The 17,192-nt window shown below is 74.5% G+C and carries 13 protein-coding genes; 7 read left to right on the top strand and 6 right to left on the bottom strand.

Annotated features, from left to right (window positions below; all coding sequences use genetic code 11):
* The first annotated feature begins 176 nt into the window (after positions 1-176).
* From AZE13_RS06435 to AZE13_RS06415, 5 genes are all read left to right on the top strand, one after another.
* Positions 177-1,382, top strand: coding sequence for an isochorismate synthase (locus AZE13_RS06435; RefSeq protein WP_066927849.1), 1,206 nt, complete (start codon positions 177-179; stop codon positions 1,380-1,382).
* On the top strand, positions 1,379-3,040 hold the full coding sequence (locus AZE13_RS06430; RefSeq protein WP_066927847.1) for a (2,3-dihydroxybenzoyl)adenylate synthase: 1,662 nt from the start codon (positions 1,379-1,381) through the stop codon (positions 3,038-3,040). Before AZE13_RS06435 ends, AZE13_RS06430 begins: the two co-directional genes overlap by 4 nt.
* Positions 3,041-3,055: 15 nt before the next feature.
* Positions 3,056-3,688: an isochorismatase family protein gene (locus tag AZE13_RS06425; RefSeq protein WP_066927844.1), complete on the top strand. Its 633-nt coding sequence runs from the start codon at positions 3,056-3,058 to the stop codon at positions 3,686-3,688.
* A gap of 5 nt (positions 3,689-3,693) precedes the next feature.
* Entirely contained in the window at positions 3,694-3,924 is a 231-nt protein-coding gene (locus AZE13_RS06420) for a phosphopantetheine-binding protein (RefSeq protein WP_066927842.1), read from the top strand.
* Positions 3,925-4,037: 113 nt separating this feature from the next.
* The gene (locus tag AZE13_RS06415; RefSeq protein WP_066928511.1) at positions 4,038-7,898 is read left to right on the top strand and encodes a non-ribosomal peptide synthetase; all 3,861 of its coding nucleotides are present in this window, start codon (positions 4,038-4,040) and stop codon (positions 7,896-7,898) included.
* Positions 7,899-7,961: 63 nt separating this feature from the next.
* On the opposite strand, the gene fes is transcribed toward AZE13_RS06415, so the two are convergent.
* Positions 7,962-9,260 carry an enterochelin esterase gene (fes, locus tag AZE13_RS06410; RefSeq protein ID WP_066927841.1) on the bottom strand — a complete coding sequence of 433 codons (1,299 nt, stop codon included), beginning with the start codon at positions 9,258-9,260 and terminating at the stop codon, positions 7,962-7,964.
* A gap of 300 nt (positions 9,261-9,560) precedes the next feature.
* On the opposite strand from fes, the gene AZE13_RS06405 reads away from it, so the two are divergent.
* Both AZE13_RS06405 and AZE13_RS06400 read left to right on the top strand, forming a co-directional pair.
* Complete coding sequence (locus AZE13_RS06405) at positions 9,561-11,018, top strand: amino acid permease (RefSeq protein ID WP_398780109.1); 1,458 nt, start codon at positions 9,561-9,563, stop codon at positions 11,016-11,018.
* Between the two features lie 700 nt (positions 11,019-11,718).
* On the top strand, positions 11,719-12,030 hold the full coding sequence (locus tag AZE13_RS06400; RefSeq protein ID WP_066927839.1) for a 4a-hydroxytetrahydrobiopterin dehydratase: 312 nt from the start codon (positions 11,719-11,721) through the stop codon (positions 12,028-12,030).
* Between the two features lie 81 nt (positions 12,031-12,111).
* Here AZE13_RS06400 and AZE13_RS06395 read toward each other — a convergent pair whose 3' ends face one another.
* The 5 genes from AZE13_RS06395 to AZE13_RS06375 form a co-directional block, all read right to left on the bottom strand.
* Entirely contained in the window at positions 12,112-13,113 is a 1,002-nt protein-coding gene (locus tag AZE13_RS06395) for a YihY/virulence factor BrkB family protein (protein WP_258527618.1), read from the bottom strand.
* An 87-nt stretch (positions 13,114-13,200) separates the two neighbouring features.
* On the bottom strand, positions 13,201-14,226 hold the full coding sequence (locus AZE13_RS06390) for a DUF1266 domain-containing protein (protein WP_066927837.1): 1,026 nt from the start codon (positions 14,224-14,226) through the stop codon (positions 13,201-13,203).
* Positions 14,227-14,334: 108 nt separating this feature from the next.
* Entirely contained in the window at positions 14,335-15,126 is a 792-nt protein-coding gene (locus AZE13_RS06385) for a VOC family protein (protein ID WP_066927835.1), read from the bottom strand.
* Positions 15,127-15,318: 192 nt separating this feature from the next.
* Positions 15,319-16,146 carry an aldo/keto reductase gene (locus tag AZE13_RS06380; protein ID WP_066927833.1) on the bottom strand — a complete coding sequence of 276 codons (828 nt, stop codon included), beginning with the start codon at positions 16,144-16,146 and terminating at the stop codon, positions 15,319-15,321.
* Positions 16,147-16,160: 14 nt separating this feature from the next.
* Positions 16,161-17,168 (bottom strand): hypothetical protein, encoded by a 1,008-nt coding sequence (locus AZE13_RS06375; RefSeq protein WP_181690267.1) that lies wholly within the window; start codon positions 17,166-17,168, stop codon positions 16,161-16,163.
* Positions 17,169-17,192 lie beyond the last annotated feature (24 nt).

Genomic DNA, 17,192 nt, shown 5'->3' with positions numbered 1-17,192 from the left:
AACCGGCCCCGAGGCCGAACCGGCCCGGGGCCCGGACCCGCCCGGAGCCGCACCGCCCCGGAGCGGAACCGGCCCGCCCCGCACCCCACGCCGTCCACCCCACACCCCACACTTCACGCCGCCCACAGCGGCTCGTGCCCACGGGAGACCCCCATGCCACCACGCTGGAGACACTCATGTCCGTCTCGCTGACCGAAGCCACCGCTTCCCTCACCCCGCCCCCGGTCACCCCCGGTGCGGCGACCGCCCTGCTCGACGCCTACCGGCCCGCCACGGACCGGTTCCTCGCCACGCCCCGGCACACCCTGCTGGGCCGCGGCACCGCCGTCGAAATACCCCACGACTCCCGGCCGTTGACGCGACGGGTGCGCGAAGCCCTCGAGGCGCGCCGGTGCGCGGGCGAACCGGCACCGGTCGTCGTGGGCTCGCTGCCCTTCACCCCGGACGCCCCGCCCGCCCTGGCCGTCCCGGAGTCCGTACGGTGGGCGCCGCCGCTGCGCGAGGACCCGCTGATCGCCCTGCCCGGACCCGCCGCCGCGGGGCGGACCGGCTGGCAGGTCGAGGAGGTTCCGGCCCCGGAGGTGTACGGCGCGGCCGTCGCCGCCGCGGTCCGGCGGATGCGGGACGGGGAGTTCGACAAGGTCGTCCTCGCCCGCACACTGGAGCTGACCGCGCCGCGCGAGCCGGACCTGACGGCCATGCTGGGCCGCCTGGCGCGCCGCGACCCGGCCGGGTACACCTTCGCGGTGCCCAGCGGCCCGGGCCGTACCCTCATCGGCGCCAGCCCCGAACTCCTCGTCGCCCGGCACGGCGGCCGCCTGACGGCCAACCCGCTCGCCGGGTCCGCGCCGCGCAGCACTGACCTGGCCGAGGACGTACGGCGCGCCGCCGCACTCCTGGAGTCGGCGAAGGACCTGCACGAGCACGCCGTCGTCGTCGACGCCGTACGGGAGGCGCTCGCACCGTTCTGCACCCGCCTGGAGGTGCCCGGGCGCCCCACGCTGGTGCGCACCGCGGCCATGTGGCACCTGTCCACCACCGTCACCGGCGAGCTGGCCGGCCCGGACACCTCCGCCCTGGACCTGGCGCTGGCGCTGCACCCCACCCCGGCGGTGTGCGGCACCCCGACCGACGTGGCGCGCGCCGTCATCGCCGCGTCGGAACCCTTCGACCGCGGCCCCTACACCGGCATAGTCGGCTGGCAGGACGCGGACGGCGACGGCGAGTGGGTCGTCACGATCCGCTGCGCCGAGGCCGAGGGCCGCACCCTGCGGCTGTTCGCGGGCGCCGGTGTGGTGGCCGCCTCCTCGCCCGAGGCCGAGACCGCCGAGACCGGCGCCAAGTTCCGTACGTTCCTGGACGCCGTGGGAGCCGAGCTGTGAGCGAGCTCGCGAGGACCGCCGATCCCGCCGCCCCGGACGCCGACGCGCCCACCTGGCCCGCCGAGTTCGCCCGGCGCTACCGGGCGGCGGGCCACTGGCGCGGGGAGACCTTCGGCGGCATGCTGCGCGAGCGCGCCGCCGCCCACCCCGACCGGACCGCCCTCGTCGACCCGGCGCCCGAACGGCGCACCTGGACCTACCGCGAACTGGACGAGCGCGCCGACCGGCTGGCCGCCGGATTCACCGCCCGCGGCATCGCCAAGGGCGACCGGGTGGTCGTACAGCTGCCGAACATCGGCGAGTTCGCCGAGGTCGTCTTCGCCCTCTTCCGGATCGGCGCGCTGCCCGTGTACGCGCTGCCCGCCCACCGGGAGACCGAGATCGGGCACTTCTGTTCCCTCACCGAAGCCGTCGCGTACGTGATCCCCGACCGGCATGCGGGGTTCGACCACCGCGCGCTCGCCACCCGGATCGCGGCCCGCACCCCGAGCCTGCGGCACGTCTTCGTGGCCGGCGACCCGGGGGAGCACACCGCGCTCGCGGACGTGCCGTGCGACCCGGCGGAGCCGCTCACCGGCCCCGAACCGCACGAGCTGGCCTTCCTCCAGCTGTCGGGCGGTACGACGGGGGTGCCGAAGCTGATCCCCCGCACCCACGACGACTACCTCTACTCGCTGCGGGGCTCCAACGAGATCTGCGGTGTCGACGCGGACACCCGCTTCCTCGTCGTCCTGCCCGCCGCCCACAACTTCCCGATGAGCTCGCCCGGCTGGCTGGGCGTGCTGTACGCCGGGGGCACGGCCGTCCTCTGCCCGCACCCCGACCCGGAGACCGCCTTCCCCCTCGTCGAGCGGGAACGGATCACCATGACCGGGCTGGTCCCGCCGCTCGCCCTGGTGTGGACGGAGGCCGGTCCGGCGGCGGGCAGCGACCTGTCCAGCCTGGACCTGGTGCTGGTGGGCGGCGCCAAGTACAGCGCGGAGGCGGCGCGCCGCCTCGCCCCCGCCCTGGGCTGCCGCCTGATGCAGGTCTTCGGCATGGCCGAGGGGCTCGTCAACTACACCCGCCTGGACGACGACGAGGAGACCGTCCACACCACGCAGGGCCGGCCGATCTCCCCGGACGACGAGATCCGGGTCGTCGACGACGCCGGGAACGACGTCCCCGAAGGCGGCACCGGCCACCTGCTGACCCGCGGCCCCTACACGATCCGCGGATACTGGCGCGCGCCCGGGCACAACGCGACGGCCTTCACCGAGGACGGCTTCTACCGCACCGGCGACCTGGTGCGCCGTACCGCGACCGGCCACCTCGTCGTCGAGGGCCGGGCCAAGGACCAGATCAACCGCGGCGGCGAGAAGATCGCCCCGGAGGAGGTCGAGAACGTCATCCTCGCCCACCCGTCCGTGCACGACGTCTCCGTCGTCGCGGTGCCCGACGAGTACCTCGGCGAACGGTCCCTCGCCTACGTCGTCCTGCGCGCGGGCGCCGAACCGCTGAAGCCCGTCGCCGTCAAGCGGTTCGTCCGCGAGCGCGGCCTGGCCGCGTACAAGGTCCCCGACCTCGTCGAGTTCGTGACCGCGTTCCCGCGGACCGGCATCGGCAAGACCAGCAAGAAGGGGCTGCGGTCCGCCGCCGCCACCGTCGAGCAGCACTGAAAGGACCTCCCCACCATGGCACTTCCCGCCATCGCCCCGTACCCGCTGCCGGCCCGGGACGAGCTGCCCGCCAACCGCGTCGACTGGACCGTGGACCCCGCCCGCGCGGTGCTGCTCGTCCACGACCTCCAGAACCACTTCCTCGGCGCGTTCCCGGCCGGCGAGCAGCCGCTGACCGGCATGCTCGGCAACACCGCCCGGCTGCTGGCCGGCGCCCGCCGCCTCGGCGTACCGGTCGTCTACTCCACCCAGCGCGGCGGGCAGACGCCCCAGGAGCGCGGACTCCAGCTCGACTTCTGGGGCCCGGGCGTCGCCGACGACCCGCACGCGCTCGCCATCCCGGACCAGGTCGCGCCGCGGCCCGGCGACCGGATGCTGACCAAGTGGAAGTACAGCGCATTCGTCCGCACCCAGCTGGCGGAGCTGCTCCGCGACACCGGCCGCGACCAGCTGGTCGTCGTCGGCGTCTACGCGCACATCGGGGTGCTCATGACCGCCTGCGACGCGTGGATGCGGGACATCCAGGCCTTCGTCGTCGCCGACGCCGTCGCCGACTTCTCCCGCGAGGACCACGACCTGGCCCTCCGCTGGGCCGCCGGCCGCTGCGCGGTCGTGACCACCACCGACTCCCTCTTCCAGGAGGCCTGAGCACCATGGCCCTCACCCTCGACCAGATCCGCACGGACGTCGCCGACTGCCTCGGCGAGGACCCCGCGGACATCCCCGTCGACGACAACCTCGTGGACTGGGGCCTGGACTCGGTCCGGATCATGACGCTGCTCGGACGCTGGCGCCGCGAGCACGGCGTCCAGGCGGACTTCGCCGACCTCGCCGAGCAGCCGGCCATCGAGGCCTGGGCCCCGCTGCTGGGAGCCGGCGCGTGACCGCCCTGCTGACCGCCGGTCCCGGCGGCACCCGCTCCGGGCCCACCGGCACTCCCTCCGGGCCCGGCGGCACTCCCTCCGGGCCCGGCGCGCCGGACGCCGGTGCCGCCGTACTGCCGCTGACCGCGGCCCAGTCGGGCATGTGGTACGCGCAGGCCCTCGATCCGCTCAGCCCCGCACAGAACACCGCGGAGTGCCTGGAGATCGACGGGCCGCTCGACCCGGACCTGTTCGCCGCCGCCCTGCGGCAGGTCACCGCCGAGGCCGACGCCCTGCGCGTCCGGGTCACGGACACCCCGGACGGTCCGCGCCAGCACCTCGCGCCCACCGTCGAACCGCCCCTGACCGTGCACGACCTGACGGCCGCGGACGACGCCGAAGCGCAGGCCGAGGCCTGGATGCGCGCCGACCTCGCCGAGCCCTGCGACCTGGCGGCCGGACCGCCGTTCCGGCATGCCCTGTTCCGCACTGGCGAGCGGCGATGGCTGTGGTACCAGCGCATCCACCACCTCGTCATGGACGGGTACGGCTACTCGCTCCTCGTCCGGCGCACCGCCGAGGTCTACGCGGCGCTGGTACGCGGCGACGAGCCCGGCCCGCGCACCTTCGGGTCGCTCGCGGCCCTCGTCGCCGAGGACGCCGCGTACCGTTCCTCCGACGACTTCGCGGCCGACCGCGCCTACTGGACCGAGGCCTTCGCGGACCGCCCCGAGGCGCCCCGGCTGGCCGGCCGCGGCGCGCTGCCCGCCCGCACCTTCCGCCGCCGCACGGCGTACCTGCCGGAGGCGGACACCGAGCGGCTGCGCGAGCTCGCCGACCGGCTCCGCGCGACCTGGCCGGACGTCCTGATCGCCGCCCAGGCCCTCTACACCTCCCGGGCGACCGCCCGGTCCGAGGTGGTGCTCGGGCTGCCCATGATGGGCCGCATGGGGTCCGTCGCCCTGCGCGTACCGGGCATGGTCATGAACGTGCTGCCGCTGCGGCTGACCGTCACCCCCGACACGACCCTCGCGGGGCTGGTCCGCCAGGTCGTGCTCGGCATCCGCCGGGTGCGCCGCCACCAGCGCTACCGCTACGAGGACATCCGCCGCGAGCTCGGACTGCTCGGCGAGTCCCGGGGCCTGGTCGGCCCGCTCGTCAACGTCATGCCCTTCGACTACGGAGTGGACTTCGCGGGCGCGCCGGCCCGGGCCCGGAACCTGTCCGCCGGCCCGGTCGACGACCTGACGGTCAACATCTACGACCGCGCCGACGGCCGCGGCCTGCGCATCGACCACGACGGCAACCCCGCGCTCTACGAGGACGCCGGCCTCGCCGCACACCAGGAGCGGTTCCTGCACCTGCTGCGGCGGCTCGCCGAGGCCGACCCCGAGCAGCCGCTCGCCGTGCACACCATCGCGACACCCGCCGAACACGCCCTGGTCACCGAGGAGTTCAACCGCACCGGCCGCGTACTACCGCCGACGAACCTCATCGGCCCCATCGAGGCCCAGGCCGCCCGGACTCCGGACGCGACCGCGCTGGTCTTCGGGAACACCTCCCTGACCTACGCCGAGCTGAACGTGCGCGCCAACCGGCTGGCCCGGCACCTGCAGACCCTCGGTGCCCGGCCGGGAGCGCTGGTGGCGGTCTCGGTGCCACGCTCGGCCGACCTGGTCGTCTCCCTGCTCGCGGTGCTCAAGGCGGGAGCCGCGTACCTGCCGCTCGACCCCGACTACCCGGCCGAACGGCTCGCGTACATGCTCCAGGACGCGTCGCCGGTCTGTGCCCTCACCGACCGGGCCGGCCGGCTGCCGGAGGACACCGGCACCCCTGTCGTCGCGCTCGACGGACTCGACCTGTCCGGGTACCTGTGGGTGAACCCGCCGCGCCCGCTGACCCCCGCCCACCCCGCGTACGTCATCTACACCTCCGGCTCCACCGGCCGCCCCAAGGGGGTCGTGGTGTCGCACCGGGCGATCGACAACCGGCTCCGCTGGATGCAGCACACCTACCGGCTCACCCCCGGGGACCGGGTGCTGCAGAAGACCCCGTCCTCGTTCGACGTCTCCGTCTGGGAGTTCTTCTGGCCGCTGCGCGAGGGCGCGGCGCTCGTCGTCGCCGAGCCCGGCGGCCACAAGGACCCGGCCTACCTGGCCCGCCTGATCCGCGAACAGGCCGTCTCCACCTGCCACTTCGTCCCGTCGATGCTCCAGGTCTTCCTCGCCGAGCCGGGCGCCGCCGCCTGCGCGGGCGCGCTGCGCCGGGTCTTCTGCAGCGGTGAGGCCCTGCCCCGCGAGACCGTGAACGCCTTCGGGCGGGCGCTGCCGGGCGTGGAGCTGCACAACCTGTACGGCCCGACCGAGGCCGCCGTCGACGTCACGTACCACGCCTGCGCCCCGGACGGCACCGGCCCGGTACCGATCGGCCGCCCCGTGTGGAACACCCGCCTGTACGTGCTGGACGCCGCGGGCCGGCCCTGCCCGCCCGGCGTGCCCGGCGAGCTGTACCTGGCGGGGCGGCAGCTGGCCGACGGCTACCTCCACCGTGCCGAGCTGACCGCGTCCCGGTTCGTCGCCGACCCGTTCGGCCCGCCGGACACCCGGATGTACCGCACCGGCGACCTGGCGCGCTGGACGGCGGACGGTGAGGTGGAGTACCTGGGCCGCACCGACCACCAGGTGAAGCTGCGCGGCCAGCGCGTCGAACTGGGCGAGATCGAGGCCGCGCTGGCGGCCCAGGACGGGGTGGACGGCGCCTGCGCCGTGGTGTGGGAGGACCGGCTCGTCGGCTATGTGACGGGCCGCGCCGATCCCGCCGCGGTACGCGCCGCGCTCGCCCGCGCACTGCCCGAGCACATGGTCCCGGCGGCGGTCGTCGTCCTCGACGCGTTCCCGCTGAGCCCCAGCGGCAAGCTGGAGCGCCGCGAACTGCCCGACCCGGTGTTCGCGGGCGGCCAGGGCGCCAGGCGCCCGGCCGGCCCCCGCGAGGAGGCGCTGACCCGGCTCTTCGCGGAGGTGCTCGGGGTCGCGCACGCCGGTCCCGACGACGCGTTCTTCGACCTCGGCGGCACCTCGCTGCTCGCCGTGCGGCTGGTGGCACGGGTACGGGAGGAGTTCGGCACCGAGCTGACCATCGGCTCCCTCTTCGAGGCGCCGACCCCGGCCGCGCTCGCCGCCCGCATGGCGGCCGCGGGACCGGCCTCGGGGGACGCCCTCGACGTCGTCCTGCCGCTGCGCGCCGACGGGGACCGGCCGCCGCTGTTCGTGATCCACCCCGCGGGCGGCATCTCCTGGTGCTACGCGGGCCTGGCCGCCCGCCTCGGTCCCGGCCGGCCCGTGTACGGCATCCAGGCCCGCGGCCTGACCGGCGACGAGCCGCTGCCCCGCACCCTGGCCGAGGAGGCCGCCGACTACGCCGCACGCATCCGCGAGGTCCAGCCGCACGGCCCCTACCGGCTCGTGGGCTGGTCCGTCGGCGGCGTCCTCGCGCACACCGTCGCCACCCTCCTCCAGGACGACGCCCAGGAGGTCGGACTCCTCGCGCTGCTGGACGCGTTCCCGGCCGAGCAGTGGCGCGGACGGCCCGCGCCCGAGGAGGGCGACGCGCTCACCGCGGTGCTGCGCATGGCGGGTTTCGACCGCACCGGCGAACGCACCCGCGACGACGTCCTGGCCACCCTGCGCCGGGCGGGCAGCCCGCTGGCCGGACTCACCGACCACACCCTGTCGCGGATCGTCGACATCGTGCCCAACCACGCCCGCATGATGCGCGAGCACCGGCACCGCCGGTACGACGGCGACCTGCTGTTCTTCACCGCCGCCGCGCCGCGCGCCGAGGACTGGCTCACCCACGAGGCGTGGCGCCCCCATGTGACCGGCACGGTCGTCAACCACGACCTCGACTGCACCCACCCGCAGCTGATGCGGGACGGGCACCTGGACCACGTCGCCGCGGTGCTGGCCGCCCGGCTGAAGGAGCTCGACGACGCATAACCGGTACGGCCCGTCCGGCCCCGGGCTCCGGTGTCCTCACCGGAGCCCGGGGCCGGACGGGTGTCAGGCGCCGGACAGCAGGTCCACCAGGCCGTCGGCCAGTTCGGTGCGCCAGCACAGGTAGTCGTGTCCGCCGTTGAACTCGCGGTAGGAGGCGTCGTCGTAGCCGGCGGCCGCGAGGGTCTCGCGCAGGCGGCGGGCGGCGGGGAGATTCGCCCACTCCTGTTCGCCGAAGGAGAGCCAGAAGCGCACCGGCAGCCGCGGGCCGTCGGCGATACGGCCGGTGAGCCACTCCGCGTCCGGACCGACGGGCCACCAGAACGACCCCGACTGCGCCAGGACGTTGCCGAAGCGGTCCGGCGCGGTGAGCGCGGCATAGGCGGCCGTCAGCCCGCCCAGACTCTGCCCGGCGATCACGGTCCGGGCCGGGTCGGCGGTGACCGGCAGCCGCCCGGTCGCCCACGGCAGCAGCTCGTCGGTGAGGAAGGCGACGTACTCCGGACGGCAGGTCAGCTCGGTCCAGCGAGTGGACGCGTCCACGGACTCCGGCAGTACGGCGGCGAGCGGCGGGACGCGGCCGTCCGCGATGAGGTTGTCGAGGAGGCGGGCGAGGCCGAGCCGGGGCTGCCAGTGCTCGCCGTCCAGCAGGACCAGGAGCGGAAGCTCCGCCGGCGCCTCGGCCGCGGCGGCGGGCGGTTCGTACAGCCAGACGCGCCGGGGAGCGCCGAGGTGTCCGCTCGCCACCTCGTGCTCGGTCACGGTGCCGCGCGCGGCACCCGGCCTGGGTTCCCAGTCCACCGCGCGAGGGGCGGCCGGGAGTTCCGCGTACGGGACCGGACCGGCGTCCCAACGTCCGGGAAGCGTACGGGTGTTGAACGGGTCGGCGCGCCGCTGGGTGCGCAGCCACCCCCAGTACGCGGGGCTGCCGGGCGTGGGTCCGCCGGCCTCGGCGCCTTCGTCGACGTAGAGGTCGTACGTGCCGCGCCAGTCGTGGCGCAGCCGGAGCGTCCAGTGCCAGATGTCGGTACCGGGGAGGCGCTCCATGAGGTTGCCCTCGGGGGTCCGCGGGTCGCCGAGCTTGTTGGGCAGGACCATCACGGCGCGGGTGGCGGGGGTGCCGCGCCACAGGAACGTCACGGCCAGGTGGTCGGCGCGGCCCTGGGGGTCGGCCGAGACCAGCGGGGTGCCGCGCCTGCGGACGTCCGCCCAGAACTCGTCGCAGAACCCCTCGGCGGCACCGTCCGCGACGTCCTCCGGAGCGGGCAGGGAATGCCCCGGTTCCGTGAGCCGTGGCACCGCCTGGGGGCGGGCCAGGCGAGGGGGGTGGTGCGGGGCGCCCTCGGGCGGAACGGACACGGGCATGCGGAGAACTCCGATGACGGTGAGATCAACTTAGGCACACCTTACCTGTGGGTCCGGCGCTGGTGCGAAGCCCGGTAGGAGGAGTGATCCGCCCCTGGTCAGGCGGATTCCTGAGCAGGGCGGTCCTTGATCAGGACGGTCGGGGGATTACTGCGGTCCGCCCGTGACACCGGAGATCCTCCGTCCGGAGGGCGCCGGGGCCGGAGCATTCCCGGCGACTTGAACCAGGTCGCCCGGGCGGTGACCATGTGCTTCGGCCCGGCGACCTCGGGCACCGGCACGACGAGAGACGCACGATCCATGCACCGCAGCCCTGCCGCTCAGCACCCCGAGACCGGTCCTGACTCGCACACCCCGGCCAAGGCTCCCTTCCGGATGAGCCTGCTGACCGCCACCTGCCTGGTGATGGGCAACATCATCGGCGGCGGCATCTTCCTGCTCCCGGCCTCGGTGGCCCCGTTCGGCACCGTCAGCCTCGTCGCCTTCGGCGTGCTGACCATCGGCGCCGTGGCCCTCGCCCTGGTCTTCGGCCGGCTCGCCGAACGCCACCCGGACACCGGCGGCCCCTACGTCTACGCGCGCGAGGCGTTCGGCGACTTCGCCGGGTTCCTCTCCGCCTGGTCGTACTGGACCATGACCTGGGTCAGCAACGCGGCCCTCGCGGTCGCCGCCGTCGGCTATGTACACGTCCTCTTCCCCGGCGCCACGTCCGCCGGCACCGACCTCGTGGTGGCCCTGGGCGCGCTCTGGCTGCCGGCCCTCGCCAACCTCGCCGGCACCCGCTACGTGGGCGCCGTCCAGCTGGTCTCCACCGTCCTCAAGTTCGTCCCGCTGCTGTTCATCGCCGTCGTCGGCCTGTTCTTCTTCGACCCGGACAACCTCGGGCCGTTCCACACCGGAGGCGGCGGTACCGCGCTCGGCGGGATGTCAGCGGCCGCCGCAATACTGCTCTACTCGTACGTCGGCGTGGAGTCCGCCGCGATGAGCGCAGGTGAGGTCCGCGACCCGAAGCGCAACGTCGGACGGGCCACCGTCCTCGGCACCGTCGGCGCCGCCGTGGTCTACCTCCTGGGTACCCTCGCGGTCTTCGGCACCGTTGCACACGACAAGCTGGTCGACTCCAAGGCGCCGTTCTCGGACGCGGTCGACGCGATGTTCGGCGGCCACTGGGGCGGCACGATCGTCGCCTGCGCGGCCGTCGTCTCGATCATCGGCGCGCTGAACGGCTGGACCCTGATGAGCGCCCAGTCCCCGTACGCCGCCGCCAAGGACGGCCTGTTCCCCGCCGCGTTCGGCACCAAGCGGCGCGGGGTGCCGACCTTCGGTGTGCTGGCCGCGAGCGTGCTCGCCAGCGCCCTGACCGTGATCAACTACCTCATCGGCAGCGGCGGCGTCTTCGAGATCCTCGTTCTGATCACCACCTTCTCGGTGACCGTGCCGTACCTCCTCGCCGCCGCCGCCCAGGTCTACTTCCTGCTCAGCGGCCGCCGCGACAAGGTCCGCCCGGCCCGCTTCGCCCGCGACCTGACCCTCGCCCTCGTCGCCTTCGGCTTCACCTTCTGGCTCGTCGCGGGCGCCGGTTATGCCGCGATCTACCAGGGCGTGCTCTTCCTGTTCGCCGGCATCCTCGTCTACGCCTGGATGGCGGCCCGGCGCCGGAGCCGCCGGACCCCGGTGGCCGACGGCGCACAGACCGGCCAGGCAGAGGCCGAAGCCGCCCTGGTGGACCAGGAGGAACGCCAGCACCTTGCCGGGTGACAGGACGAGGAACAGCGCGCACAAGTAGAGCGTGAGGTGGGCCAGCAGGAGCGCCGCCTCCGTCCCCCAGTGCCGCAGGGCGGGGGAGCGGAGCGCCCTGATGCCCGCCAGCCGCAGCCGGACACCCTCCCGCAGGCGGCCACCCGGCGGCGGGCACGGCGAAAGGGCCGGCCACCGGCCGGCTCGGCGCCGGGGGCGCTGCTCCCGCCACCAGCCGTGCCCGGGGCGCTGCTCCCGCCACCAGCCGTGCCCGGGGCGCTGCTCCCGCCACCAGCCGTACGACATCCCCACGCCGAGATTGCCGCACAGCCGGCCGGCCGTCCCGCCCGTCCACCGGGCGCGGACCGCCGGCCGGCCCGCCGTCTCCCGGGTGACCAGCGCCGTCCGCCCGTACACCCAGGCCAGGAACCCGGCCACGGCCGGCTGCCACCAGCTGTCACCCAGCACGAAGAAGCCCGCCCAGCCCCCGGCGTACGCCGCACCCACCAGCGCGAACCGCATGACGGCGCGGCCGGCCCCGATCGGAACACCCCTCGTCATACCGTCGAGTCTCCGGGCCCGGCCCGGCCCGCGACAGCCGGTACGCCCCCGGACCGGTCGGGGGGCCGCCGGTGGCGGAGGGTGGGGCCGGCCCCACCCCGGGTACAGCTCACAGGGCACTGGCATCACAGGGCACTGGCACCGGTGAGAGGAGAACGCGATGGCCGCTCAGGCGGAACCGCTCACGGACAAGGAGATCGGCGACCGGCTGGCGGAGCTGCCCGGGTGGACCGCGGCGGACGGCAGGCTGCGCCGCGACTACCGCTTCGGCGGGCACCTCCCGGCCGCAGTGATGGTCATGCACATCGCCCGGATCCAGGAGGAACTCGGACACCACGCCGATCTGACGCTGGGCTACAACCGGCTCTCCGTCGCGGTCTGCACCCACAGCGCCGGCGGGCGGATCACCGACCTCGACTTCGGGCTGGCCCGCCGTATCGAGGAGATCGCGCCGGCGCACGGCGCGCGCTGACCGGGCGGGCCGGCAGCCCGCGCGTGGCCACCCGGCCCGCACACCGAGTGCGCCACGGGCCGGTCCGGCCCGGGCGGCCGCTCAGTCGCCGGTGCGCGGCTTCACCACCCGCCCCGCCCGCGCCAGCTCCACGTTGAACTGGGCGCCGCAGAGCAGCGACAGGTGGGAGAACCACAGCCAGATCAGGAAGACCAGGGGTCCGGCCAGCGAGCCGTACAAGCGGTTGAAGGTGCCGACGTACGACGTGTAGAGGGCGAAGCCCGCGGACGCCACCAGCCACAGGAGCACCGCGACCACTCCGCCGGGGACCATCCGCCGCACCCCGCGGGAGCCGCGCGGCCCGGAGCGGAACAGGACCATCGCCAGCACCGTGGCCAGCAGGAGCAGCAGTGGCCACCGCAGCAGGCTCCAGGTCGTCTCACCGGCGTCGCCCAGCCCCACCTCCCGGCCCGCCCAGGCCGCGATCGGCCCGCTGACCAGCAGCGCCACCGCGCTGCTGAGCAGCAGCGCCATCAGCAGCAGCGCCGTCGCCAGGATCCGCGGTGCCTTGTGCCACGGCGGCCGGTCGTCCTTCGTCCGGTGCATGGCGTGCAGCGCCCGGCGGAACACCGCCAGATAGCTGCACGACGACCACAGCGCGCTGGCCAGGGCACCGCCCACCACCACCCAGGCGGCGGTGCGCTGATGGGACATGGTCACCAGCGCACGGTGCACGGTCGGGGCCGACTCGGCCGGGGCGATCGCACTGATCTGCTCGATCAGCTGCTCGGTGGCCGAGGGGCCGGCGAGACCGATCAGCGAGACGGTCACGATCAGCGACGGCAGCAGCGCCAGCACCGAGTAGTACGTCAGGCTCGCGGCCCAGTCCGTCACATCGTCGCGCCACACGGACAGCGGCGTACGGCGCAGCGCGGTGCGGTAGTGGGCCCAGGCCGACGGCCGGGCGGGCGGCCGGGCGGGCGGCTGCCGGGGGACGGCCGTGCCGTCCGGCCTGGCCGCCCCCGCCTCTGCCGCCCCCGGCCCCGTCTGCGGCCCCGGCGGTCTGCCGCTGTCGCCCATGTCGTAGCTGTCCTCTCCGCCCATACGTCGTGCGTCATCCTCCCCGACGGATCCCCCCGACGGCTTCTCCCGAGCGATTCCCCCGACGGCGGGACCGTCGGCCGAAGGCCGTCAGGTGAACGGCAGCGCCCGCCAGGGAGAGGACGGGTCCTGGGTGAGGATCCGGTGGAGGTGCACGGCCTCCGCGTACTGGGGCCCGAACCAGCCGTTGTCGAACGCCAGCAGCCGGCCCAGCAGATAGCCCGCGGCGTACTCCTCCCACGAGCCGTACACCTCCCGGGCCCGTGCGCCGGCCTGCTGGACGGCGTGCTCGGCCTGCTGCGGAGTGCACAGCCGGGCGCTCAGGCCCCAGCGGACCAGGCCGACGGCGTGTGCGAGGTCCAGCGCGCGCAGGGACACCACCCGGCCGTCGGCCGGCAACAGCCCCTCCGTGCGGAGCCGTTGCTCGTAGGCGGTGACGAGCTCGGGGATCTCCGGGGCGTCTGTGGCGTCCGCCGCGTTCCGCGCGCGGAGCGCCGCCTCCGTGTCCGCCGGGACGAACTGCCCGCCGAACAGCTGGTCCAGACGCTGCTGCCACGTGGCCGGGTCGGTCACCGACCACTGCGCGCGGAGCGTCTCGGCGTCCGTGGCGGGGTCGAGGAAGGCGGTACCGAGCTCGTTCCACGGCACGCTGTGGTGCACCGCGACCGGTGCGCCGCACGCCAGCCCCTGCGCCACCGGGCCGTGCAGGGGGCCGCCGAAGAAGGTGACGAGCAGTCCGCCGGGCCGTACTCCGAACCGGGCGCGGGTCTGCTGCCAGGCGGCGCGCTGCGCGGGGAACGCGGACAGGTACGCCGCGCACGGCGTCCCGGGGTTGACGGCGAGCTTCCACTTGTCGTTGGGCCAGTCCTGCGCCAGCTCCTCCACCGAGACCCGGTCGAAGAACTGCTGTGGCTGCCACGGCGGCAGCATGCCGCGGGTCAGGACCGCGATGCAGGTGCTGCCGACCGCCGGATCGTCGTAGACCGGCAGCGGGTCCTGGCCCGGCAGCGGCGCCGCCAGGTACAGGTCCTCGCCGGCGATCGCCGCGATCTGCCCGTTGACGTCACCACGCGCCGTCGCTTCACACAGCCGCCGCTCGGTATCCGTCGGCGGCATCCAACCCGGAGTAGCCACGGGCCAAGACCCTACGGTGGTTCCGCCGCCGGCCGGAAACCGGGGTGGACGGCGACCGCGCCGGTACGCGCGCCCCGCGTCGGCCCGGCTTCACCCCTGTGCCACCGGCTGGGGACGGATGACGGCGAAGGTGGCCCCCTGGGGGTCGGTCACCACGGCCATCCGGCCGGCCATCATGTCGAACGGCCGCTGGAGCGCCGCACCGCCGGCCGCGGTCACCCTGTCCACGGTCTCGTCGGTGTCCGGCACCGAGAAGTACGGCAGCCAGTGTGACGGTGTATCGGGCGGCATCTGCTCCGACATGGGCTGCATCCCGCCCACCGGCCGGCCGTCCACATGGAGCGCGTAGTAGTGGTCGGCGCCCTCCACGGGGACGCTCTCGATACCGAAGACGGCCTGGTAGAAGGCGGAGGCGGCGGAGCGTTCGGTGGTGTTCAGCTCGTTCCAGATCAGCGCGCTGTGCTCGTTCACGACGCCGGCGCCGGGGAAGTCCACCGGCTGCCAGATGCCGAACACCGCTCCGGTGGGGTCGGCCGCGATGCACATGCGGCCGAGCGTCATCACGTCCATGACGGGCATCAGGACCGTGCCGCCGGCGTCGCGTACCGCCTGGGCGGTGGCGTCCGCGTCGGCGGAGGCCAGATAGGTGGTCCACACCGTCGGGGGCGGGGGCTGGCCGCCCATCGCCATGGCGGCCATGATGCCGGCCACCGGATTGCCGTGCAGCTCGCACACGGAGTAGCCGCCGGTCTCCGGGGGCCCGATCTCGCCGGTCCAACCGAAGACGTCGGAGTAGAAGTCGATGGCGGCCTTCTGGTCGGGGGCTGCGAGATCGACCCAGCAGGGGGTCCCGGGCGGATAGGGCGAGGTGACTTCGGGCATCGTGACCTCCTCGGCGGGGCGGCTCCCCGGCGCTCCTCCCACCCTTCCCGCCGTCCGCGGAGCCCGCCACTCGGGCCGCGGAGCCCGCCACTCGGGCCGGGGACACACCGCGCGGGCCGGGGACCCACCGCGCGGCGGCGCCCGTACGGGCCGGGGCGCCGCCGCGGCAGTGGCCGGACCGGAACGGTCAGGTCACTCGAAGGTGGCCGGGTCCGGGCCGAGGCGCGTACCGGAGTCCAGGCCGGCGAGGGCGGCCAGGTCCGCGTCGTCCAGCTCGAAGCCGAAGACGTCGAAGTTCTCGGCGATGCGCGACGGCGTGGCGGACTTGGGGATGACGACGTTGCCGAGCTGGAGGTGCCAGCGCAGCACCACCTGGGCGGGGGTCCTGCCGTGCTTGGCGGCCAGCTCGGCGATCGCGGGGTCCTCCAGGAGGCCCTTGCCCTGGCCCAGCGGCGACCAGGCCTCGGTGGCGATACCGTGCGAGGCGTGGAAGGCGCGGGCCTCGGCCTGCTGGAGCCGGGGGTGCAGCTCGATCTGGTTGACGGCCGGGACGACGGAGGTCTCACCCAGCAGCCGCTCCAGGTGGGCAGGCTGGAAGTTGGAGACACCGATCGCCTTGGCGCGGCCATCCGTGTAGATCTTCTCGAAGGCCTTGTAGGTGTCGACGTACGTGTCCCGGGCCGGGACCGGCCAGTGGATCAGGTAGAGGTCGACGTACTCCAGGCCGAGCTTGGCCAGCGAGGCGTCGAAGGCGCGCAGTGTGGAGTCGTAGCCCTGCTCGGAGTTCCACAGCTTGGTCGTGACGAAGAGCTCCTCGCGGGGGATGCCGGAGGCGGCCAGCGCCCGGCCGGTGCCCTCTTCGTTGCCGTAGACCGCCGCGGTGTCGATGCTGCGGTACCCGGTGTCCAGGGCGTGACCGATCACGGTCGCCGCCTCGTCATCGGGGATCTGGAAGACGCCGAAGCCGAGCTGGGGCATCGTGACGCCGTTGTTGAGCGTGATGGAAGGAACCTTGCTCACGGGGGATTCGATCCTTATGTCGACGTACGTGTTCGAGACCGTTCAACGATCATCTGCCCCGGCACATTCCCGCGCATCCCGACGGTGAGTTCGCTGAGGGCGAAGGCGCCGGCGCAGAGCACGGTGAGCCCGGCGAACAGCTCCAGCGCGCCGACCAGGCCGGGGAGCCCGGCGGTGGCCGTGGAGGCCCCGGAGGAGAGTCCCGCGGGGACCGCCTGCGCCAGCCACTGCCAGCCCCCGGAGGCGAATGCCGTGGCGCTGCCCGTCCAGGCCGCGGCGAGCGCCGTACGCACCCGTAGCCGGGACGGCGGACCGGGGAGCGCCAGAAGCAGCAGCCCCACGGCCCCGGCCAGCAGGAGCAGCCCCTCCGACCAGGCCGAGGCCGCGCTGACGACCGTCCGGGCGGCCACCTGGGCGGCATCCAGGCCCAGGTCCGAGCCCGCACCCCACAGCACGCAGACCGCCCCGAGCGCGGCCAGCAGCAGCCCGGCCGGCACCAGGAAGATCCGCTGCACCGCCCGGGTGCCGGTGTCCGGGAGCGCCCCCAGCGGGAGCCGCAGCAGGTCCCCCCAGCGCTGGTGGGCGTAGACCGCGAAGGCGCCGAGCAGCGTGACGGCCTCGACGGTGAAGCCGCCGTAGACCACCACGAAGACCCACGGCTGGAGGAAGTTGCCGGAGCCCATCGGGTGCGGGAGGTCGGTGAACACGCCGGCCAGGCTGCCGCCCAGAACGCCGGCGATCAGCGGGATGAGCAGCCCGGACGCCGCCCACAGCGGGAACAGCAGCAGCCAGGCGGGGGTCCGCCGGCCGGCCGGGCGGGTCAGGGTGTGCGCCACCACCGCGGCGATGGCGTCGAGCAGGAAGGTGAAGACATTGGCCGCCACCCAGGTGGTGCGGCTGAAGCGATGGGGGTCGACGACACCGATGTCGAAGCCCAGCACCCACAGCAGTTTGAGGGCGAGGTACGGCAGGCAGGCGAGCATCGCGAGCCGGCCGAGGAGAGTGAGACGACGGCTTTCCATGCCCCGCAGCCTTCCGGGGGCGGC

The organism is Streptomyces sp. NBRC 110611 (genome assembly GCF_001590865.1).
Taxonomy (GTDB): domain Bacteria; phylum Actinomycetota; class Actinomycetes; order Streptomycetales; family Streptomycetaceae; genus Streptomyces.
This window is presented reverse-complemented; position numbering and strand designations above follow the sequence as displayed.

Coding starts and splice junctions, on each gene's coding strand:
- AZE13_RS06435 (WP_066927849.1), top strand. CDS start 177: ATGTCCGTCTCGCTGACCGAAGCCACCGCTTCCCTCACCCCGCCCCCG.
- AZE13_RS06425 (WP_066927844.1), top strand. CDS start 3,056: ATGGCACTTCCCGCCATCGCCCCGTACCCGCTGCCGGCCCGGGACGAG.
- AZE13_RS06420 (WP_066927842.1), top strand. CDS start 3,694: ATGGCCCTCACCCTCGACCAGATCCGCACGGACGTCGCCGACTGCCTC.
- fes (WP_066927841.1), bottom strand. CDS start 9,260: ATGCCCGTGTCCGTTCCGCCCGAGGGCGCCCCGCACCACCCCCCTCGC.
- AZE13_RS06405 (WP_398780109.1), top strand. CDS start 9,561: ATGCACCGCAGCCCTGCCGCTCAGCACCCCGAGACCGGTCCTGACTCG.
- AZE13_RS06400 (WP_066927839.1), top strand. CDS start 11,719: ATGGCCGCTCAGGCGGAACCGCTCACGGACAAGGAGATCGGCGACCGG.
- AZE13_RS06395 (WP_258527618.1), bottom strand. CDS start 13,113: ATGGGCGGAGAGGACAGCTACGACATGGGCGACAGCGGCAGACCGCCG.
- AZE13_RS06390 (WP_066927837.1), bottom strand. CDS start 14,226: ATGCCGCCGACGGATACCGAGCGGCGGCTGTGTGAAGCGACGGCGCGT.
- AZE13_RS06385 (WP_066927835.1), bottom strand. CDS start 15,126: ATGCCCGAAGTCACCTCGCCCTATCCGCCCGGGACCCCCTGCTGGGTC.
- AZE13_RS06375 (WP_181690267.1), bottom strand. CDS start 17,168: ATGGAAAGCCGTCGTCTCACTCTCCTCGGCCGGCTCGCGATGCTCGCC.